This is a genomic window from Moraxella nonliquefaciens (assembly GCF_001679005.1).
In the GTDB taxonomy this organism is placed as follows: Bacteria; Pseudomonadota; Gammaproteobacteria; order Pseudomonadales; family Moraxellaceae; genus Moraxella; species Moraxella nonliquefaciens.
This window is the reverse complement of sequence record NZ_LXTW01000023.1, coordinates 34,550-56,846: the sequence shown is the minus strand read 5'-3', so window position 1 is coordinate 56,846 and position 22,297 is coordinate 34,550. Positions and strand designations below refer to the sequence as shown.

The following is a 22,297-nucleotide window of genomic DNA, read 5'->3' as shown; positions in this document are numbered from 1 at the left end:
AATTGCAACATGATACATTTTCAACATTAAAATCTTTCTACAAAACCACCCAATCTGTGATAGGCTGGGCGATTTTATGCTTTTTGTTTTTTACGCCATGATTGCCATAGGCTTTGATGCTGGATTTTGGGCATTTTTAAGGTGATGGTATTGGACAGCATGTCATGTACAGCAAGCCCCTTGGCATTGAATGCACAAAACAGATAATTAAACAAAAACCCAAGCATAGCACTCATCAACACCGCCAGACGTGAACCATATAGCACACTACCGATAATCGCACAAAGTATGGGTAGCAGGCAAGCACTAATGATACGGTGCATGCTTTGCGACCATGTCAGAAGATGCCCTGTATTATCTAGCGTTTTTAGTCGCCATGTCTGCATGCCAAGCGTCTGCCCTGATTTTTGCCAAAACAATCCATAAAAACCCATCAAAGTCAGCACAAACAGTGGCGACATTACCCCATGTTGATACCATGTTGGCAGTCTTTGGGCATGTGTTGAATCTGTACCCACCTCCATAAATAACAACGTGCCAATCACCGCCCCAATCGTCCCCACCAAAAACAACATCGCCAATATTAACATACCATCATACAACAGTGCCATCATTCGCACCAAGGGTTTGGCGATGATGGGCGCCTCATCAAAGTCTGTCTGTGTAGGCTTATCTGCGGTATGTGTCTTAGGCGATGAGTGAGATTTTGGGGTTTTGTTTTTTGTAGTCATGATGGTAAATTGATGCTAAGTGGTGTTAAAATAAACACCATTTTACCATGACTTTGGGGAGTGTTGAGTGTTTATCACACTTTTATCAGTCGCTACCATAAATCCATACTTTTATATGTAAAAATAAAAAAATAACTGATTAAAATAATCACTGATAATGTAATGACCCAATAAAACTTGCACAAATAAAAACACCAAAACTCAATCAAGTTTTGGTGTTTGGTATGTGGCGCACCCGGAGAGATTCGAACTCCCGACCCCTTAGTTCGTAGCCAAGTGCTCTATCCAACTGAGCTACGGGTGCAGTACAACAGATGTAATTTCAATCATTAACCACCTGTCGTGGTGGGCTATTATACACTAATAATTTAGTATGTCAAGCCTTTTTTACTTATCTTAAAATAAACATTTTAATTAAATAAATATTTTAAAATAAATGGCGGTGACGGAGGGATTCGAACCCTCGATACAGTTTCCCGTATGCATCCTTAGCAGGGATGTGGTTTCAGCCACTCACCCACGTCACCATTTTGATTGACAAATTTGTCAAAAGCTGTGGGCGATGATTATAGCAAAGTTTGACAAAAATGCAAGGGTTTTTTATTTTTTTATGATAAATTTTTTAAAAAATATCAAAATCACCCCATTAAATTCATCAATTGCCATCAAATATCACCAAATGCCACCTTGATAAAACCCATATTGACAAATCAAAACGGAGGATTATCAGACAGTTTTAGCTTAGAATATCAAAAAATCCCTTGTTATAAAACAAGAGATTTAAGATTATCATAAGATAAGATTAGGGAGTATAATAGGTTGCAGCCCCAGGACCAACAGGCAAGCCCAAGGCAAACACCCAAATACAGAAGAGCACCGTCCACCCCACCAAAAACAAGAGCGAATACGGAATCATAAGCGACATGAGCGTGCCAACCCCTGTGTCTTTTTTGTAGCGAATTGCTACTGCCATAATAAGCCCAAAATAGCTCATCATCGGCGTGATGATGTTGGTACTGCTATCGCCGATACGATAAGCCGCCTGAATCATCTCTGGGGCATAGCCTGTTAGCATGAGCATGGGCACAAAAATCGGTGCGGTAATCGCCCACTGAGCCGATGCTGAGCCTAGCATGAGATTGACAAAGGCACAAATCAAAATAAAGCCCACGAGCAACAAAGGCCCTGTCAGCCCAATGTCATTTAGCAAATTTGCCCCTGATACCGCCATGACCGAGCCGATGTTTGACCAATTAAAAAAGGCGGTAAACTGGGCAGCAAAGAATACCAGCACGATGTACATGCTCAGTGAACTCATGGCAGCACTCATGGCATTTACCACATCATCATTGGTTTTGATGGTATTTGTAATCTTACCATACACAATCCCTGGAATGGCAAAGAACACAAAAATAAACACCACAATCCCATGCAAAAAAGGCGACCCTGCCACAAGACCTGTTGTAGGATGCCTTAAAATCCCATCGGCAGGCACAATCGTCCACGCAAGCAGCAAGCAAAAAATCAACATGGACACGCCCGACCAAAGCAGTCCCTTTTTCTCCAAAGCAGTCAGTCTCTCTGCCTTAGTATCAAGTACGCTTGGGTCATCGGCATCATCAGGATTGTATTTACCCAAAGATGGTTCTACGATTTTTTCGGTAACAAAGTAGCCAATGCCACTCACCAAAAATGTGCTCACCGCCATAAAATACCAGTTGGCTTCTGCACCCACGACATACTCAGGGTCAATGATGCGTGCCGCTTCTTGACTGATGCCCGACAGCAGTGGGTCAACCGTACCAAGGAGTAAATTGGCACTGTACCCACCCGACACACCTGCAAAGGCAGCAGCAAGCCCTGCCAATGGATGCCTGCCCAATGAATGAAAAATCATCGCCGCCAATGGAATTAGCACCACATAGCCAAGCTCTGAGGCGGTATTTGACATGATGCCTGTAAAGACCACCACAAAAGTTACCATCTTTGGTGGAGCGTTCATGACAAGCCCACGCAAAGCTGCTGAAATCATGCCTGAACGCTCAGCAATTCCCACCCCCAGCAAGGCGACAAGCACCGTCCCAAGTGGTATAAATCCTGTAAAGTTGGATACCAGATTTTCAACAATCTTAGCAATTCCATCACCATTTAAGAGATTGACAACATAAATCATGCCATCTTCGCCACGCCCCTTAGCACCCTCTGGGCGTGGATCAACCACCGACACGCCCATCATTGACAAAATGGCAGACGCTACAAGCAGAATGACCGACATCCATACAAATAAAATGGCAGGGTGTGGCAACAGATTGCCAAGCCATTCCACACCTCTTAAAAATCTCTGCATTTGAGAAGATGTTGCTTTTTCTTGCATAACCTTTCCTTTTTAAAAAACCCAATAAAATGCAATCTTATCAAGTAGTTAGATAATAAATAAAAAGTGCCATCATTTAGCACGATTGTTAAATCACAATTTAGTAATAAAAACAAACATTTTGGTACATATTGTATCAAAATGTTTGTTTCAAGTTTTTAAAATCTAAGATAAAATCACAGAAAAATTCATACTTTTAAACATGCTGATGAATCATGTCATCACAATCCCAAATCTGCGATGAATACTTAACTTTTGGATTACATTAGCTTACATTGTAATGACTTGTAAAATCAATGCTGTTGATGCTTAGTTTATGACATTTCATCTGTATTTTATTGCATAAGACCTGATATCAGCTAGAATAAGTTTAGTATCAATTTGTTTTTTAAATAAACGATGAGTTGATTTAAATCTTAATTTAAACACACTCATACCATGCTTAATCTATATCATTACCATCCACCCATCATTTAATCCATGGAGTATCTTATGTCTCAATCTCAATTTAACCTAACTGTTGCTGACCAAGCTGCCGCTGATGCTTTGGTTGCCAAAACCGAAAATATCGCTGGTGTTAAGTTTGTCAATATCAACGTTGAAAAAGGCACTGTGGTTGTCACTCACGGTGATGACTTTGATGAAGCTGCTTTTAAAACTGCCATTGGCATCTAAGCACTCTCTGCTTTGAAAATCCCTTACATTAAAAATCCTTTGTACCATACGAAGGATTTTTTATTGAAATCAAAATCAAAATTGAAATCAAAATCATCGCACCACTTCTCCTGTGTTGGCGTTGATGATTTGGCTGGGTTTGTCATAACCTAGCGTATCACCCAACAGATAATACACACCATCGCCAAAATAATCCCACGCCATGCAAAAATCACGAGCAGGAGCTTGCCCACCAATATTACAACTGGTAGAGAGCAAAAACCCAAAAGGATTGTCGGTGTCATTGGCAGCAAACAAATCACATAGGGCGGCGATTTTGGGATGATGAATCACCCGAATGCCAAGGCTTTCATGTTCGCCACGCACAGACCGTGGCACATCAACCCCCTTTGGAATATCAAACAGCCATGTACTTGCCTGCCGTCTGTCATTGGCATACCAACTTTTGATGATTTGGTCTTGACGAGCTTTTGACAAATTTTTAAAAAATACTTCAATATAGGATTCATCAGAAGTTAGGACAATCATGCCTTTGTTGGTAGGGCGTTTTTTTAGGGCAAGCAGCCTATTTATTGCCTGCTCATCAAAAGGATGAGAACCTAGCCCCCACACGCTTTCGGTAGGATACGCCAAAATCTTACCTTGCATGAGCCATTCATACGCCACATCAACACTTTTAGTAACATGACTTTGGGGGATATGGTCATATCCGCTCATAACGACCTCCAACCACTTTGACCACTCCCAACATTTCAAGCTCTAACAAAGACCCCAGCAATACCCCAACGTCCGATGCCGTCATCATCACAAGCGTATCCAAATCCGTAGGCTTATCAGGCAGTTTATCAAACACCCCTTGTAAATGGGATGGGATAACAACTGGTGTAGGCACAGGGGGTTTTTGATGGGCGTCATCAAGTGCTAAAACACCCCGAGAGAAAGTTTTGGGTAGGGCATTATAACCTGTCATGCTCTCACTTAACTCATCAACGATTTGATTGGGATGGTAGATGAGAGTCGCCCCTTCACGGATGAGATGATGGCAACCCTCAGCATTAACATTATCAACAAAACTGGGCATGGCAAAGACTTGTTTGCCCTGCTCAGCACTTAGGCGGGCGGTAATGAGTGAACCACTGGCAATAGCAGCTTCGGTAACCAGCGTAGCAAGCGACAGCCCAGCCACCAAACGGTTACGGCGTGGGAAATTGTGTTTTGTGGGGGGCGTGGCAGGCAGTAACTCACTGATAAGACAGCCCCCATCATTGATAATTTGAGCATATAGAGCGTTTTGATTTTTAGGATAACACACATTAATGCCTGTTCCCATGACCCCAACCGTCTGCCCACGTCCATTCAAAAGTGCACCCAAATGTGCAGCCTTATCAATGCCGCTTGCCAATCCGCTGGTAACGGTCAGCCCTTGATGGGTCAGATATTCTGCCATGTTTAAAGTTGTCTGATAAGCAAATTCTGTGGGATGACGACTGCCAACAATTGCCACTTGCCTATCTGACAAACGAGCGACTTCCCCACGATAAAACAACACCGGTGGTGGGTCATAAATTTGTCTTAGCATGTCAGGATAACGCTCATCATCCATAAAAAGCATGCCATATGTCCCACGCTCTGATTCATCATAGAGTCCATCTACCATCGCCATGACGTCATCGGCATCTTGCCATCTTTTGATGTGGGCGTTATGCACACCAAGCTCCTGCCATTTTGTAAGCTCTGCCATGAGTGCCTGCTTTGCATCACCAAATTGTTCGGTTAATTTATAAAAGGCACTCAAAGATGTGTTTGTCACATACCACAAAGCGAGTATGGCAGATGTTGCATTTAGTGATTGATATTTCATGGTTATTACTTATTTTTATATTAGGTGATGTTAGAGCATACCTACCATTATAATATTTTGTAAATTCATAGAATATAACAAATAAACAAATAGCAAAGGCAAGTATGCCCCATATCATGACTGCTTTTTTATAAGAGCATCATCATATTATCAGTTAGGATGCACCCAAAATTTTATTGACAAAACAAAATTGCCAATACAGCGTACTGGCAATTTAAAAATAAAACTTTATAGATAATCAGGTGGCACCAACTGATCGCCTTCATTAAGTGGCAACTCTGATGAGAGAACATAGGCGTAGCTGATATGGTCAAATGCCTTAAACACCATCACCTGAGCCGCTTTTTCACTGGGCAAGCGAACTGGTGTATCATTGTCATAGACATCACGAACAAGCGCACCTTTGCGATATACGTCAAAAACATGACCAGCTCTTGCGCCTTGGGTAGCACCGATATTGATGGCAACCACACTGCCTTTGGCAGCACTGCCAATACTGTCCATCACACGAACAATACTACCGCCACGATTCACCTGAGCGGGGGCAGGATAGAACACCAAAGGCAGTTGGGTGTGAATCTCAGAGAATACACGATCACCTTCACGAATCTCTGTGTCAAATGACTGGGTAATCTGAATGCTTGACACACCATTGCCCGACACATCAGTAACGATACCACGAGCCACTTGAATGGCTTCTAGCCCCACAACCGTACCAGTTCTTGTATCTACATAAGGCTCAGACTTACGATAAACACCATAGATCTGACCGGGGGTAAGCAGTGCACCTTTGACATAGATTTTATCGCCTGTTGCGGTGATAAGATTGCCTTTTTTAGATGCCAATACATAAGGAGTTGTCTCAAAATCATCAGGGCTCACAATCACCGCACGGTCAAGCCAATGACGAATGTTTGATAGTGGAATGGTAGGCACGCTGTCTTGTGATGAGTTAAGCTGTATGGGGGTATCGCCAGCTGGCACCTCTTGCATTTGGCGTTCAATGCCTGCACAGCCCTCGCCTGTATCCACACCGACCAGCGTCTGACCTTTGATGATGCACATGATAAGAATATCGCCCGGGTAGATAAGATGTGGGTTTTTGACTTGTTGATTGGTCGCCCAAATCTCACGCCATCTGTATGGTGCATTTAGATATCTGCCAGAGATGTCCCACAATGTATCACCTTTTTTGACGGTATAGCGGTTGGGAGCATCTGCTTTGATGGTTGGGGCGGGGTTATTTGCATGAGCTGATGACATCATCACACCACCGATTAGGCAAGCGGTCATCAGGCTTTTTAGGACTGTTAGCTTCATATCATTATCCATTATTAAGGCAATAAGAGCATCTTGCAAGACAAGAACTTGCGAACTTGCTAAAATTTTGCTTAGCATATCACAAATGTAAAAAAATATTAACTATTTTATCATTATTTGGCGGTAACTTTCCGACAAAAATACATCATTTAACAAACTTTTGATAAGATGATGGTAAAATCTGATAAATTAAGTTAAAGCCATTTTATTTGGGTTTAAAATGGCTTATTTAAAATGACTTTTGTATCTAATGACTTGTGCATTTTTAGAGCTTGACAAACTTCTCAATCTGCTCTTTAACCAGCTCTGCCTTATTATCAAGTACCACCACTTTTTGTGGCAGGCTTTCAATATCTTTGGTGTGAGGAGGTCTTGGAATGTCAATGTGTCCAACCGCCTCTATGATGGTTTGGGCAAATTTGGCAGGCAACGCCGTTTCCGCCACAACAATGGTTTCATCAGGCAAACGAACATCACGGGCAACTTTAACACCATCTGCGGTATGCGGGTCCAGCAAATCCTCATCACTTTCCCACACCGCCTTGATTGTGGCGATGCGGTCAGCGTGCGTGGATTTACCCGACACAAAGCCGTATTTGTCATTGGCATCATTTAATAAATGCGACAAATCAAATCCCCTACCACCATTCACATCTTTCCAAAGCATATTTAATTCATCACCATTTTTACCAATAAGCAGATAAATAAATCGCTCAAAATTAGACGCTTTTGAAATATCCATAGACGGACTTGATGTTATATAAGTTTCGCTGGCTTTTCTGGGAATGTATTTGCCTGTTTTAAAGAATTCATTTAAAACATCATTTTCATTGGTTGCCACAATCAAGCGATGAATTGGCAATCCCATCTCACGGGCGATATGACCTGCACAGACATTGCCAAAATTACCAGATGGTACACAAAAACTTACCTTTTCATCATTATTATTGGTAGCATTAAAATAGCCTTTAAAATAATAAACGATTTGAGCCAAAATACGACCCCAATTAATAGAATTGACCGTGCCAATTTGATATTTATCTTTGAAGGCTTTATCTTGTTGTATCGCTTTGACAATATCTTGACAATCATCAAACATACCATCAATGGCGATATTATGAATATTATCATCCATTAAACTATACATTTGAGCTCTTTGAAATTCGCTCATCTTACCACATGGCGACATCATAAAGACATCAATATTATCCTTACCACGCAAGGCATATTCTGCTGCACTGCCTGTATCGCCAGAGGTTGCTCCGATGATGGTTAGGCGTTTATTTTTTTGTTTTAGGACATATTCAAAAGCGTTGCCCAAAAACTGCATTGCCATATCCTTAAAAGCAAGCGTTACCCCATTAGATAACTCCAAAATTTTAATGCCATCTTTTAGTGTGCGAACAGGGCTAATCTCCTCCGTGCCAAAGGCGGCTTTGGTGTAGGTTTTGTCAATCAGACCCTTTAAATCATCTTTGGGGATGTCGGTTGCAAACAGCGACATAATCTCAAAAGCAAGCTCAGTATAAGACAGCGACCGCCATTTATCCAAAGTCGCACGGTCAATCTGTGGGTAGTACTCTGGAAGCATCAAACCACCATCAGGGGCAAGCCCCATAAGCAAAACATCGCTAAATTGCATGGGGGCGGTATTGCCACGAGTGCTGATATATTTCATAAAAATACCTTTTGAATTTAAAAAATCAATGTTAATATTAATCTGGCATCAATGTTAATTTAGAATGATATCATGATAAGTTAATTTAGAACAAATACAATGACAAACATAATGACAAATCATCATATCATCTATCTACTTTTTGCAAAAGTGCATAATAAAATCCATCTCCATCATCATCACTTAGTGGCAGGCATTGATAACCCACTGTTTGTTTGATTTGAGATGGTAGATTTAACCCAAAATCCACCGCTTTGGCATTTGGCGTATTGGCAAGAAAGTTTAGAATCTGTTTCTCATTTTCTATTTTTAACAATGAACAGGTGACATACAGCAGATATCCACCCACCATCAAATTTTGCCACAGATTTTGCAAGATATCCACTTGCAAGGCAACCGTCTGAATAACATCTTGTTCAGTGCGAAGCAGGGCAATATCAGGGTGTCTTCTGATAACCCCTGTGGCACTGCACGGTGCATCAAGCACGATGACATCAAAGGATACATCCGTCCGATAATTTGTGGCATCTGCACAAATCACCTTTGCCCCATCTGCCAATGCCAAGCGAGTTAAGTTATCATGCACACGATTTAGGCGTTTTTCATCATTATCTAGCGCCGTAATATGTTCCACGTGAAACACATCATTTGATAATTCCAACAGCTGTGCCAACTTCCCCCCAGGCGCGGTACAAGCATCCAACAACCTTAGATTTTTGGGCAAATCTAAGGTCTTTAAGATATGTCCGCAAAGCTGGGCATGACGGTCTTGCACACTCACAAAGCCGTCTTGGAAATGCGGTAAAGATTGCACTTTTTGCGAAGCAGTCAGCTTAATCACACGCTCATCCGCCACGCCAAGCGGTAGAATTTGATGAGCGATATTAGCAGAATTTAACAAATCAGCATACTTATCCAGCGTGCTAAATTTGCCATTCACACGCAAAAATATCGGAGCAGACTTTCGCAAATTTTGCCCCAAATTTTCATAATACTCCCCCCAATCCTGCTTAATTTGTTTGGCAAGCCAATTGGGCAAGCTGTGATTTTTTTGTATTTTTTTGGTAAATTTTTCTTTTTTGTCCGCTACTTTTCTCAATACGGCATTAATAAACCCCACGCCATAATTTTTATTTAATGCTTTTAGAGCGTTTAATGTCTCATTAATCACAGCATAATCAGGCGTGTTCATATATAAAAGTTCATACAAGCCCATATTTAACGCACAGATGACACTCATATCAGTTGGAGGTTGTTTTATGAGACTCTCACCAATGCGACCAATGGCATGCCAATGGCGAAGCGTGCCTAGTAATAACTGGTGAGCAAAACCTTTTTGACTGTCTTTGAGAGCAGTTAATAAATCATCCAATAACGATGATAAAGACTGCCCTTGCTTGATGTTTTCAAGTGTTAAGATGACATTGGCTCGGATGGGTAATTGTGAGTTGATTTTCATATCATTACCTATCATTGATATTTTTATTGGTATGACCATCAAAAATCTCACCGTCTTTTAATTTATCACCCACCGCAATTTGCTCGGCGGTCAAGGGTTTACCCCCTGCCCATTGCATTTTTGTGATATTTATCAAATGCTTATCGCCATTGTCATCAGCACCACACGCCACCAGCACCGCCTTTTTCCCCACACTTACAATCTTAGCTGGCATCTCGGTTGTGGTTTGGTTAAGTTTTATGGGCATACATTCTAACACCTTGATACGCTCACCATTTAAAAAGGTAAACGCATTTAACGCACGGATTTGGCGGTTGATATGATGGGCAGAGTTTTGCCAGTTAATTTGCCCTTCATCACTGCTTATTTTTTTAGCATAATTGGCAAGGCTGTCATCTTGTGGCTTGGCGTTGGCTTGATAAGTTGCCAAATCTTTTAGTACGGTTGTCATCGCCACACCACCAAGTTTGGCAAGTTTATCATGGAGTGTTTGAGTCGTATCAGTATTTGTGATATCGCAAGGGAGTTTATATAGCATATCACCTGTATCAAGCCCTTGATTCATCTGCATGATCGTAATGCCCGTGGTCGCATCATCCGCCAAAATTGCCCGCTGAATGGGAGCTGCACCACGCCACTTAGGCAGCAGCGAAGCGTGAATGTTTAGACAGCCAAAAGTTGGGGTACCCAGCACACCAATCGGCAAAATCAAGCCATAAGCACAGACAATCATCACATCAGGACGATAATTGGCAAGTGTTTCACGTGAAACTTGTCCATTTTCACTTTTTAGGCTAAAACTTATCGGCTGTTCCACAGGGATATTATGGCTAAGAGCAAGCTCTTTGACAGGGCTTGGAGTTAATTTTTGCCCACGCCCTGCCTTGCGGTCGGGCTGGGTATAGACCGCCACAATATCAATATTTAGCTCATCTTGGTGGTCAATAAGCTCTTGTAAAGCAACCTTGGCAAATTCTGGTGTACCTGCAAAAATTAGGCGTAACTTATGATTCATGTTTTACCTTAATACATGTTAAATAATAATCCCATCAATCATGGGTTGAACAAAGAGTGATTTTTATGTGCCGTCAAAATCATTTTTAAAATATCCTATTGATTTTATTAAATATTTTAATCTATATTAGAAAACCACACTCAATGTTACACTCAAAAAAATGACAATTTGGCTTTGGTGATTATGGTTAATTTTCTACCAATTTTCAAGTTTTTATCAGACAGACAAATCCTAACAATCACCCAAATGTCACACATCGTCTATTTTAAAAATCCACTGTTGATAAGCAGCTCTTCGGTAATTTTGCTTTGGGGTGTATCGGTTTTTGCCCCAATAAGTCGCTCCAAATAGCGTGCCACCAAATCCACTTCCAAATTTACCGCCCGCCCCACCGTCCAATGCCGTGCGATGTTGGTCATCTCAGCAGTATGCGGAATGATATTTAGGCAGACGATATTTTCAGACGGCTTTATGCGGTTGGTCGTGAGACTAATGCCGTCCACCGTGATTGAGCCTTTGCCTGTGGTATATCTCATCAGCTCAGATGGTACAAATACCTCCACATAGACCGAGCGGGCATCTTTGGCGATTTTGGTAATTTTGCCCACGCCGTCCACATGGCCTGCCACGATATGCCCCCCAAAACGAGTGGTTGGGAGCATGGCTTTTTCTAGGTTTAACGTGTCGCCTACTTTCCACATATTTAATGAAGAAGTGGTCAATGTTTCACGTGAAACATCTACCACATAACTGTTGCCATCTATTGCCACAACTGTCAAACATATGCCATTGGACGCAATAGAATCACCTAATTTAACATCGCCAAAATCCAAATCAGGGGCAGTAATCGTCAATCGCACATCACCCCCTGTGGGTGTAATGGCGGTCAGTGTGCCTGTCGTTTCTATGATGCCTGTAAACATAACTTACCTTTTATGAGAATTTTTATGAGTATTTTTTAAAATGGTTAATGTTTTAAATCAATGGGTGGTTAATGGGTGCTTATAAATCCAACTTTCTAAATCAACCCAAGCAGTTAATTGGTCAATTAACGACGTCTTTAAATAACTTTTAAATAACAATGTCTTCAAATGCACAAAACACCCCAAAAAAGACAAAGCAAAACAAATGACAACCGCTTAAATTATGATCATCATAAGGTAAATACAATCTGTCTTATACATTCACCCAAAGGTGTGATTTGTTGGCAATATTTAACCAATCTTGATGGTTGGCTGTGGATAAGTCGTTTTAACTTTGCCATTTGTCAATATTCATTTCAACTTATCCACAATCCAGAAATGTTTCATGTGGAACGTGATTGGTCATTCTTGGTTTCACGTGGAACACTCTAAAAATAAGGCTTATGACACATCATTAGCTTCTATTTTTTATAGAAAACACTGATTTTAAAAAAGTTTTCCACAGTTTCACGTGGAACATTTTTTGTCAAATCTGAGGTTAAATATTTTAGCAATCAAGCTGTGGATAAGTTTTTTGGATGAAAAACCATTTTAATATCATCGCCAAGCCTTTCTACATTCATAAGTGTAAAATCAAATTTATCCTGCAACCGCTTAATCTCTGCCCCAAACATTGGGCGAGCGGTTACCCCAAGCAGGCAAGGAGCTTGATAAATAATCAGTTCATCCACCAAATTTTGACTCAAAAAACTGGTGGCAAGAGTCGCCCCTGTCTCTACAAGTACATCATAACATCGATACTTTTCTACCAAATATTTTAACAAGGGTGCAATATCATTATGCCAAATCATCGTATTATCATAGGAGAGTACTTGATAATGCGATTGTGGGTTATGACCCTGCAATTGATCTACCCCCCAACAATCACCCATTTGCCAATCCTTAAAATCCAAGCGATGGCTTCTGTCCATCACTACAACCTTAGGCTGTGGTATGGCGGTTTTACCAATATTATCAAGCTCTACATCAGACAAACGCACATTTAGGGCAGGGTCATCGGCGATGATGGTTGCTGAACCTGTGATAATCGCTCCACTTTTGGCACGCAATCTTTGCACATCCATGCGAGATAATTCGCCTGTTATCCATTTGGATTCGCCATTTTGCATGGCAATGCGTCCATCTAGGCTGATGCCCATTTTTAAACGGACAAAGGGCAGACCTGTCGCCATTGCTTTTAAAAAGCCTGCATTTAGTTCATAAGCCTGCTTTTGACACACACCAAGCGATACACTAATACCAGCATCCAACAGCTTTTGTATGCCACACCCTGCCACCTGTGGATTGGGGTCAGCACAAGCCACCACCACCCGAGTTACCCCTGAGTGGATCAGAGCGTCCACACAGGGCGGTGTTTTGCCTGTATGACTACACGGCTCCAAGCTAACATAAACGGTTGCTCCTGCTGTGTTTTGACCGTTATTTTTAGCATCAGCCAAGGCAAATATCTCAGCATGGGGAAAACCTGCTTTGGGATGAAAACCCTTGCCTATTATTAAGTTATTCTTAATAATAACACAGCCCACCGCAGGATTTGGGCGAGTGGTAAATTCACCTTTTTTGGCCTCATCTAATGCCATCATCATAAACCTTTCATCATCAGGCAGGATGGGACTTAGGCAAGATTTTAGCGTATTGGGCAAAATATTGGTTAAAGCGTTCAAAACATCAGTCATGATTTTTTCCTTGCAAGTCATCATGACACACTTTGGGAGCGAAGTTTTCAAGTTCGGCTTTAAAGGCCTCTATATCCTGAAAGTCCCGATACACGCTGGCAAAGCGAACATATGCCACATCATCAATCTCCTTTAACTCCGCCATGACAATCTCGCCAAGCACTTTACTAGATACTTCACGCTCCCCTGTTTGGCGTAGGCGTTGTTCTATTCGGTGTACTATTGTATCTATTTCGTCAATACTCACAGGGCGCTTTTGTAGGGGCAACGCCATAGAACGGCGAAGCTTGTTATAATCATAAGGTTCACGCAAGCCATTGTTTTTGATGATACGTGGCATAACCACCTCCATTACCTCAAAAGTGGTAAAACGCTCGCCACACTCAGTGCATTGGCGGCGGCGACGAACCTGCGACCCTTCGGCAGCAAGACGTGAGTCAATCACTTTGGTATCTATGGCAGCACAAAACGGACAATGCACATCACTCTCCTATTTTCCAATACAAAAACTTGAAAAAATCCGCCCAAGCAAATCATCCGCCGTCATCTGTCCTATAATCTCACCCAATGCCATTTGCGACAGTCTTAGACTCTCCGCTACCAACTCTACCGCTTGATAAACGACAAGCTGAGTATGAGCATCCATGGCATGAGATTTGGCACGTTTTAGGGCATCAATGTGGCGAGTACGGGCAATTAGGCTATTTTCTGGTGGATGAAATCCCACTTTGTTTTTTAGTAAATCTACCAACTCATCAAGCCCTTGACCTGTGATACAAGAGACTTGTATTTGACTGATTGTTTCACATGAAACATTGGGGGTATTTTGGTTGATTTGCATGGTTTCACGTGGAACGCCATCCAACAAATCAGCTTTATTGGCAATCATCACTAATTTACGTTCAAAATTTTCCACACCAATCTCATCAATCATATCAGCAAATAACTCTTTGGCAAGTTCAAATGGCTCACGCTCACCACTCACATCATAAACAAAGAGTAGGATGTCAGCCTCTTTGACGGCAGATTTGGCACGGTCAATGCCAATTTTTTCTACCTCATCACAGGCATCTCGAAGCCCTGCGGTATCGGTCAAATGTACGGTCAAACCATCCAATACAAGTACCTCAGAGAGTGTATCTCGTGTCGTTCCTGCAATGTTGCTAACAATGGCACGTTCTGTTCCTGCCAAGCAATTTAATAAGCTAGACTTGCCTGCATTTGGACGACCTGCCAGCACCACCTGCACCCCATCTCGCAAGAGTTGCCCTTGTTTGGCAGTTACCAAGATGTCATCAATGGCATTTAAAATTTCATCAATGTTGGACTCAATCACCCCATCTGATAAAAATACCACATCATCTTCATCAGAAAAATCAATACTGGCTTCTACATACAGGCGGATATTGGTGATTTTATTGGATAGCTCATTGATTTTTTTGGAAAAATCACCAGAGAGTGAACGCATGGCACTGCTTAGCTGAGCGACACTGGTTGCAGAAATGACATCTGCTATCGCCTCAGCTTGCACCAAATCAATTTTGTCATTTTCAAAAGCACGCATTGAAAACTCACCTGCCATCGCCTGTCTTGCTCCAAGTTCAAAACAAACAGACAGCAACAAGTTTTGCAAGACCATACCGCCATGTCCTTGTAGCTCTACCACATCTTCGCCTGTGAATGAATGTGGGGCTTTAAAGTAGATAATAATCCCCTCATCGATGATTTGCCCTGCACTGTTCTTAAATTTGGCGAAATGAGCGTGGCGTGGCGTGAGAGCGGATTGACCTGACATGGCACAGCCAATGGCATAAGCGGTGCGACCTGACAGACGAATTACCCCCACACCACCTTGACCGATAGGGCTGGCAATGGCAGCAATGGTGGGTTGTTGGGCAGAAGCTGATGTTTTTGTTGTCATGACTAAATTGTCTAAATAAATGAATCATCTTAGCATATTTACCAATAATTGGCTATCATAAGTTCCAAATTACAAACCACATCACAATGGGTAAAACATAAAGGCAATGATTAATGATTGCTTTTAACGTATAATCCAAAGTATTGTTTTGTTTTGGGTCGCTTTTGGCGGTGAATTTTTTATGAATGTTTTTATTTGATATTAATAACATCAAATCAATCACAACTCATTTTGTCTTATTTCTCCACTCCACCTAAAAAATCCGCCCAAATAAGGCGGATTGGTTTGGGACTGATAAACAATCAATCTGACAGTACTTTAACAGGTTTGTTATAAGCTTTTTCAACACGTTTATTCACAAACTGCTGATGAGCCATGCTAAATAGATTGTTTACCGTCCAGTACAGTACCAAACCTGCTGGGAAAAATAACATAAATACCCCAAAAATGAGTGGCATGATTTTCATCATCTTAGCTTGCATGGGATCGGTTGGTTGTGGGTTTAAAAGCTGTTGAACATACATGGTTGCCATCATGATGATTGGCAAAATAAACCATGGATCCATGGCGGATAAATCTTTAATCCACAAAATCCAAGGGGCATGACGCAGCTCCACACTCTCCACCAAGCACCAGTATAATCCCAAGAAAATCGGCATTTGTAACAAAATCGGCAAACAGCCTGCCATGGGATTGACCCTCTCATCACGATACAACTGCATCATCGCCTGACTCATCGCCATGCGGTCATCGCCATGTTTTTCTTTTAGGGCTTCTAATTTGGGGGCAATGGCACGCATTTTTGCCATAGACACATAGCTTTTATTGGACAGCCAAAATAAAGCAATCTTAACAATCAAGGTCAGTCCAACAATCGCCCAACCCCAATTACCTAAGATTTTATGCAAAGCTTCAAGAATTAAGAACATCGGCTTTGAAATGGGCCAAAAAATGCCATAATCCACCGTTTTTTCAAGCCCTGTTGCCACCCCTGCCATCTCATCTTGTACCTTAGGACCAGCATAAAGTGTGGCGTCTATGGTCATCTGCTTGCCAGCAGGAACGACGATGGCGGGGCTATTAAAACCAATAAAATGCTCGCCACCACTCTCACGGCTATAAAATTGCCCATCAAAATTACCCGGTGTCCATGCTGAGACAAAGTAGTGTTGAACCACTCCTACCCAGCCATCATTACTAACGACATTTAGCTTGGCATCATTGAAGTTTTTAAATTTTAATTTATTATAAGGCTCGTTTGGTACGCCCCACGCTCCACCTAGATAGGTTGGCATACCCATCATGCCTTTGTTATCAAGACCAGGATCAGATGAGCCATCACGTTTTAATTGGGCATACATGTTACCCTGCCATACTTTATCAGAGGTGTTATTGATGTTATACGCCACGTTAATGGGGTACTCACCGGCCTTAAAAGTATAAGTTTTGGTGATGGTGATACCATCTTTTTCGTGGATGAGTGGCACTGTCAGTACTGCTGTGCCTGCCATGTCATAGCTGCTTCTGGGACTTTGATAAATGGCACGCCCAGCATTGGTATCAATACCATCTTGTCCTGCCAGCCCCGATTGGGCAACATAAGTACGACCTTGTTCACTCTCTAACAGTGCAAAACGCTCACTACTGTCAAGTGTGGCATCATATTGCTTCAACCCTGCATAAACAATGTCCCCACCCACAGGGTTAATCTTAATCTCATAACGATCGGTTAAGACATCAATTAAGCCACCACTGACATCAGATGCCATCACAGGCGTTGCGCCACCCACTACTGGCACATCACCGCCAGTGGCATTTGGCACATCATTTACCCCTTGTGTTGCCACAGGTTGTTTGACACTCACAGGCTTATTGGTATAATCATCTCGCCACGCAAGCACAAGCAGATAGGAGGTGATGAGCATGGCAATAATAATTAAAGTCCGTAAAATCTTTTGCATAAGTTTTAGCCTTTGCAATGTTTAAAATAGAAAACAAAATGATCTATTTTACAATAAAATAACAAAAAATACCCCCTTTTTTTGTAAATAATTCCAAATATGGAGATTGGCTGATTTGGGGCAAATTTAACTCATCAGCATAAAACGCTTAGATTAAGTGAACATTTTATTTGACCAAATGACTTTGATGAACTTGATAAGAATGGCGGTCTTTTAAAGGATGACGGTGTAAAACAATCGCTGGCACAAAGGTATAACGATATAATGGTACTGGCACAAAATCAACACCATAACCACCAAAAGGATGGCAAGACAGCACTCTTTTTGTGATGAGCATTAGGGCTTTTGGTGCGGTGTGAATGGTCAGTGCAGTATAAGCATACGCTGAACAAGTTGGGTAATAGCGACAACGAGCAAGAATAAGTGGACTGATTGCTTTTTGATAAAACTTGACAAAAAATTGCAAAAACTTAGTAAACATGACCAATCAGATTGAAATGGCTGGAAAAAGTATGGCCAATTTTTCAAAAATGTGTGTCAGCTCATCATTTAGGTCAGTCTTTTTTGCGTAGCTTTTTTTAACAATCAATACCACATCCACAGACCCGAGTGTGGGGGCGGTGTGGCGAAAGATCTCACGACTAAGACGTTTTAGGCGGTTACGCATGACAGCAAGTTTCACCTTTTTTTTGGTGATGGCAAGTCCCAAACGTGCCTGTGTTTGCTCTGGTACGCCTGTTTGGATAAATAACAGCAGATGCTCTGAGTGGATTTTTTTGATGGGATTATCAAATACTCGTTTAAATTCATTGGGGTGAAGTAAACGCTCTGCTTTGGTAAAAGACAATGGTATTGCACCAGGCTGTGAATTTATCATGGTATAAACGTGTTAAATCAGACTATCATACAAGGCTTGACTTGTTTCGTCAATCACTTATCCAAAATACAAATCATAAAGCAATGTTAGGTAAACAAAAAGCACCCCAAAAGAGTGCTTTTAATCTTTTAAGTTCATAATCAGTAAAATGTTAATTACCGATAATGATTGTCAGATGATGTGTTTGATTATACGGTCAAACGATGGCGACCTTTGGCACGACGACGTGCTAGGACTTGACGACCATTTTTGGTTGCCATACGAGCACGAAAACCATGGGTGCGTTTGCGTTTTAGAACGCTAGGTTGGAATGTACGTTTCATAATAATACCTTAAGGTTGTATCACAGGCTCTGCAGAAGCCATCTATGTGATGGATGATATTTAACCAAACATGTGCTTATCAGAACAATTAATGTGGTCATGATTAATATTTAGTGAAAAACCTAGATATTCTACTAAAAAGATATTTTTAAGTCAAGATATTTTTTAGGTATTATGGTTTGATGGTGTTAATTTTTCAGTGTTATCATGCCATACGGTTGTTGTATGCTCTTGTATTTTTTGCTAAAAGTAAATTATTATCAGGTTTTAGTGAAGTTATCCACAGGTTTTTTACTCCCTTATTATTTATATTAATATAAGTATAATAATAATAAGGGTTGCATATTTCTGTTGATAAGTAGTGTTTTTTTATAATAATCAAATATTTACATTGTTGATAAGCCTGTGGATAACCTGTGTATAAAATGTGAATAAATTTTTTTATTGTTGTTATCCACATACTTATCCACATACTTATCCACATGAAATTATCATTGAAAAATGTCAAATTTGTGGTATGATAGGCAAAAATTTAAGAGCAGGCATACCATTGTTTGTTTTATGATGGGTTTTGTCATAGGTTTGTCATAGGAGCGAACACGCCTTAGGGTTAATCGTTAAAGTTGAGTTTTCACCATGCAAAATATATCGCTGTTTGATGAGATTATGCCAGAGTATCTGTTAGCTGATGAGATGGATACAGGTAATAATACAGATGCTCGTCGTGAAGATGGTGTTGTTGCCATAAGAGGTGATGAAAATTTGGCAAATGATGCTGTGATTGATGATGTTCAAAAACATGACGCTGATGCTGAGCTGTTTTGGCAGTCATGCTTGTCTGAACTAAAACATGAACTCAAAGAGAGCGAGCTTAATCAGTGGTTACGTTCTTTAAAGCCTGTATTTGCCAAAGATGCATTGGTGCTGTTTGCCATTAATGATGTGTTTATTCGTCGCATTAAGACGCATTATTACGATAAAATCCGTGCGGTTGTGGCACGTTTGGCAAGTGGTGGTGGTCAGAATGTGTCAGATGTTGTTCTTAGGGTCATGTCTCTTGCACCAAAAACTGAGAGGGTGGATAAAACCTTAAAAAAACAAAAATCAAAATCCCCTAAAAAACCTACCAGTATTGAAGAGAGCCAGCCCTTAGAAGGACGATTTACCTTTGAAAATTTCGTCAAAGGTAAATCTAATGTGCTGGCATATAACGCCTGCCAAGAGTTGACCAAAAATCTTACCGATAAAACCGCCAAACAGGACACGCATTTGTATTTTATTTATGGTTCATCGGGGCTGGGTAAGACCCATCTCATGCATGCGGTGGCTCATCGCTATGAACGCGCAGGGCTTTTGGTGTGTTATTTTAGCAAAGACCAGTTTTTTAAGGTGACCATTAATGCCTTGCGTGGGGGTGAGGGTGGGGCAGATTCTTTGCTTCGGCGTATCTGTCAAGCGGATTTGCTCATCGTTGATGATGTGCATATGATTAATAACAAAAACGGCCCAAAAGTGTCGCAGTTTTTGATGTTACTATTTGGCGAATTTACCAAAGGTGATAAACGGCTAATTTTGGCATCCGACAGACCGCCATCACAAATGCAGGATTTTGATACACGTTTTTTATCACGTTTTGAAGGAGGGTTGTCGCTTGCCATTGAACCGCCTGACATTGAAATGCGTATGCAAATTTTACAAAAAAAGGCAAGCCTGCTTGGCATGGAATTGCCCAAAGATTGTGCGATTTTTATGGCACAAAATATGCCCCCTGATGTTCGCCGATTGGAGGGGGCATTAAATCAAGTGCGTGCCAATGCCCTGTTGGTGGGTGGTGAGGTGACGCTTTCACTGGTACGTTATGCCATCAAAGACCGTATTGAGGCTCGTGCCCGTGCGGTCAATGCAGAGAACATTCGTGATTTGGTGGCAGAGTATTATGGCGTATCGGTTAAAGATTTGATTGGTAAAAAGAGGGCTCGTAATATTGCCCGCCCCCGTCAGATGGCGATGGCATTGGTGCGTGAGCTAACCCAAGACAGCTTTCCTGAGATAGGGCAGGTATTTGGTGGGCGAGACCATACCACGGTCATACATGCTTGTGAAAAAATCAGTGAACTGCGAGCAGTAGAATCATCGGTGGAAAAAGACTATCAAGCTTTGCTTGCCACGCTTGAATTTGCCTGATGATAAAGGTTTATCATGGCTATGAAGTTTGTGCGTGTATTGTCATGAAATGCTGTGTGAACTTTGTTATAATACACAAATACAGATATGTTATTTTTTATAAGCATGAAGGATTTTTATGAAATTAGTCATTGATAAAACCTTACTTATCAAAGCCATTACACTCATCATTGATGCGGTGGACAACCATCATCAAATGACGATTTTGGGCAACCTAAAACTGGTGCTAAAACCACAAAGTCTGACTTTGACCGCATCTGATTTGGATGTGGAGTTGACCAATGTTATTAGCTTGCCTGATGGTGCGTGTGTGACGGTAGGCGCGGTAACCATCGCCGCAGATAAGTTCTTTGGCATTTGCAAAGCCCTGCCTGATAACATGGTTAGCATTGAAGTGGCGAACGGTCGCTGTCATATCACCAGTGGCAAAGGTAAGTACATGCTTAGTACCCTACCTGCTCAGGATTACCCAAGCATTGGCGAACCACATTCAGATAAACTTGTCAAAATCGGACGAGATGCACTTTTTAATCTCATTAAACACACTCGTTTTGCCATGGCAACCCAAGATGTGCGTCACTACTTAACAGGACTGCTCTTTGAGATTGAAGATGATAAATTAACCGCGGTGGCAACCGATGGACATCGTTTGGCAGTAGCGTACCAGAGTTTGGCAGACAGTCATGATGAGATTAAAGTCATCATCCCTGGTAAGGCGGTCAGTGGTCTAGAAAAACTCTTAACTGACCTACTTAAAAGCACCGAAGAAAATGGCGAGATGGTTACCTTAGGTTTTGATGATGACTTTTTGACCGTTAATTTAAACTTTGGGCAAATGATGATATCTTTGACAGCCCGTCTTATTGAGGGTAAATTCCCTGACTACCGTCGTGTCATGCCAGTTAATAATGATAAAATTGCCATTTTTAATAAAGATAACATGATTGAGGTCTTGCGTCGTGTGGCCGTGGTAAATACCAAAGATTCCCCTGGGGTGTTGTTACACTTTGCAAAAAGCGAGACGGTGGATGTCATCTCAACCAACCGTGAGCAAGACGAGGCCAGAGAAGAGGTGATGGTTAACTACACAGGTGAGCCGATTGAGATTTCTTTTAACGAGTCCTATTTGCGTGCTGTTTTGAATGTGCTAGAAGAAGACATTTGCCTAGAAATGATACACCCAACCAGCCCAACACGTATTTATCAGGTAGGCGATGACCATAATTATCAGTATGTTGTCATGCCCATGCGTGTGTGAT

19 protein-coding genes and 2 tRNA genes are annotated in these 22,297 nt (G+C 41.4%); 3 read left to right on the top strand and 18 right to left on the bottom strand.

What is annotated here, in order from left to right; translation table 11 throughout:
* Positions 1-74: 74 nt before the first annotated feature.
* The 4 genes from A7456_RS06585 to A7456_RS06570 all read right to left on the bottom strand — a co-directional run bounded on the left by A7456_RS06585 (position 75) and on the right by A7456_RS06570 (position 3,105).
* Positions 75-731 (bottom strand): RDD family protein, encoded by a 657-nt coding sequence (locus tag A7456_RS06585; protein WP_169816057.1) that lies wholly within the window; start codon positions 729-731, stop codon positions 75-77.
* A 227-nt stretch (positions 732-958) separates the two neighbouring features.
* A tRNA-Arg gene (locus A7456_RS06580) sits at positions 959-1,035 on the bottom strand.
* Positions 1,036-1,168: 133 nt separating this feature from the next.
* Positions 1,169-1,258, bottom strand: a tRNA-Ser gene (locus A7456_RS06575).
* Positions 1,259-1,533: 275 nt separating this feature from the next.
* Positions 1,534-3,105: an AbgT family transporter gene (locus tag A7456_RS06570; RefSeq protein WP_067008874.1), complete on the bottom strand. Its 1,572-nt coding sequence runs from the start codon at positions 3,103-3,105 to the stop codon at positions 1,534-1,536.
* A 492-nt stretch (positions 3,106-3,597) separates the two neighbouring features.
* Between A7456_RS06570 and A7456_RS06565 the strand changes: the two genes are divergently transcribed.
* On the top strand, positions 3,598-3,780 hold the full coding sequence (locus tag A7456_RS06565) for a hypothetical protein (RefSeq protein ID WP_062498787.1): 183 nt from the start codon (positions 3,598-3,600) through the stop codon (positions 3,778-3,780).
* Positions 3,781-3,873: 93 nt separating this feature from the next.
* Here the strand turns inward: A7456_RS06565 and A7456_RS06560 are convergent, their stop codons facing one another.
* The 14 genes from A7456_RS06560 to rpmH form a co-directional block, all read right to left on the bottom strand.
* Entirely contained in the window at positions 3,874-4,497 is a 624-nt protein-coding gene (locus tag A7456_RS06560; RefSeq protein ID WP_067008871.1) for an L-threonylcarbamoyladenylate synthase, read from the bottom strand.
* Positions 4,484-5,641: a DNA-processing protein DprA gene (dprA, locus tag A7456_RS06555; RefSeq protein WP_067008868.1), complete on the bottom strand. Its 1,158-nt coding sequence runs from the start codon at positions 5,639-5,641 to the stop codon at positions 4,484-4,486. Before dprA ends, A7456_RS06560 begins: the two co-directional genes overlap by 14 nt.
* A gap of 228 nt (positions 5,642-5,869) precedes the next feature.
* Positions 5,870-7,039, bottom strand: a complete 1,170-nt coding sequence (locus A7456_RS06550) for a LysM peptidoglycan-binding domain-containing protein (protein WP_228141027.1) — start codon at positions 7,037-7,039, stop codon at positions 5,870-5,872.
* A gap of 187 nt (positions 7,040-7,226) precedes the next feature.
* Positions 7,227-8,639, bottom strand: coding sequence for a threonine synthase (thrC, locus tag A7456_RS06545; protein WP_067008863.1), 1,413 nt, complete (start codon positions 8,637-8,639; stop codon positions 7,227-7,229).
* Positions 8,640-8,766: 127 nt separating this feature from the next.
* Positions 8,767-10,098, bottom strand: coding sequence for a 16S rRNA (cytosine(967)-C(5))-methyltransferase RsmB (gene rsmB, locus A7456_RS06540; protein WP_227713269.1), 1,332 nt, complete (start codon positions 10,096-10,098; stop codon positions 8,767-8,769).
* Positions 10,099-10,102: 4 nt separating this feature from the next.
* Positions 10,103-11,113, bottom strand: coding sequence for a methionyl-tRNA formyltransferase (fmt, locus tag A7456_RS06535; protein WP_067008856.1), 1,011 nt, complete (start codon positions 11,111-11,113; stop codon positions 10,103-10,105).
* 260 nt (positions 11,114-11,373) lie between these two features.
* Complete coding sequence (locus A7456_RS06530) at positions 11,374-12,036, bottom strand: riboflavin synthase (RefSeq protein WP_066884783.1); 663 nt, start codon at positions 12,034-12,036, stop codon at positions 11,374-11,376.
* Between the two features lie 554 nt (positions 12,037-12,590).
* Positions 12,591-13,772, bottom strand: a complete 1,182-nt coding sequence (gene ribD / locus A7456_RS06520) for a bifunctional diaminohydroxyphosphoribosylaminopyrimidine deaminase/5-amino-6-(5-phosphoribosylamino)uracil reductase RibD (protein WP_082995488.1) — start codon at positions 13,770-13,772, stop codon at positions 12,591-12,593.
* Positions 13,765-14,253: a transcriptional regulator NrdR gene (nrdR, locus tag A7456_RS06515; protein ID WP_066884789.1), complete on the bottom strand. Its 489-nt coding sequence runs from the start codon at positions 14,251-14,253 to the stop codon at positions 13,765-13,767. The genes ribD and nrdR overlap by 8 nt, the downstream gene beginning before the upstream one ends.
* A gap of 9 nt (positions 14,254-14,262) precedes the next feature.
* Positions 14,263-15,693: a tRNA uridine-5-carboxymethylaminomethyl(34) synthesis GTPase MnmE gene (mnmE, locus tag A7456_RS06510; protein WP_067008851.1), complete on the bottom strand. Its 1,431-nt coding sequence runs from the start codon at positions 15,691-15,693 to the stop codon at positions 14,263-14,265.
* Between the two features lie 302 nt (positions 15,694-15,995).
* Positions 15,996-17,654, bottom strand: a complete 1,659-nt coding sequence (gene yidC / locus A7456_RS06505) for a membrane protein insertase YidC (protein ID WP_067008847.1) — start codon at positions 17,652-17,654, stop codon at positions 15,996-15,998.
* Between the two features lie 166 nt (positions 17,655-17,820).
* Positions 17,821-18,135 (bottom strand): membrane protein insertion efficiency factor YidD, encoded by a 315-nt coding sequence (yidD, locus tag A7456_RS06500; RefSeq protein ID WP_066893063.1) that lies wholly within the window; start codon positions 18,133-18,135, stop codon positions 17,821-17,823.
* 6 nt (positions 18,136-18,141) lie between these two features.
* The gene (gene rnpA, locus A7456_RS06495; RefSeq protein WP_067008845.1) at positions 18,142-18,531 is read right to left on the bottom strand and encodes a ribonuclease P protein component; all 390 of its coding nucleotides are present in this window, start codon (positions 18,529-18,531) and stop codon (positions 18,142-18,144) included.
* 188 nt (positions 18,532-18,719) lie between these two features.
* On the bottom strand, positions 18,720-18,854 hold the full coding sequence (gene rpmH, locus A7456_RS06490) for a 50S ribosomal protein L34 (RefSeq protein WP_029103370.1): 135 nt from the start codon (positions 18,852-18,854) through the stop codon (positions 18,720-18,722).
* Positions 18,855-19,490: 636 nt separating this feature from the next.
* Here rpmH and dnaA point away from each other — a divergent pair.
* Entirely contained in the window at positions 19,491-21,038 is a 1,548-nt protein-coding gene (dnaA, locus tag A7456_RS06480) for a chromosomal replication initiator protein DnaA (protein WP_227713268.1), read from the top strand.
* Between the two features lie 118 nt (positions 21,039-21,156).
* Positions 21,157-22,296: a DNA polymerase III subunit beta gene (dnaN, locus tag A7456_RS06475; RefSeq protein ID WP_067008839.1), complete on the top strand. Its 1,140-nt coding sequence runs from the start codon at positions 21,157-21,159 to the stop codon at positions 22,294-22,296.
* The last annotated feature ends 1 nt before the right edge of the window (position 22,297 follow it).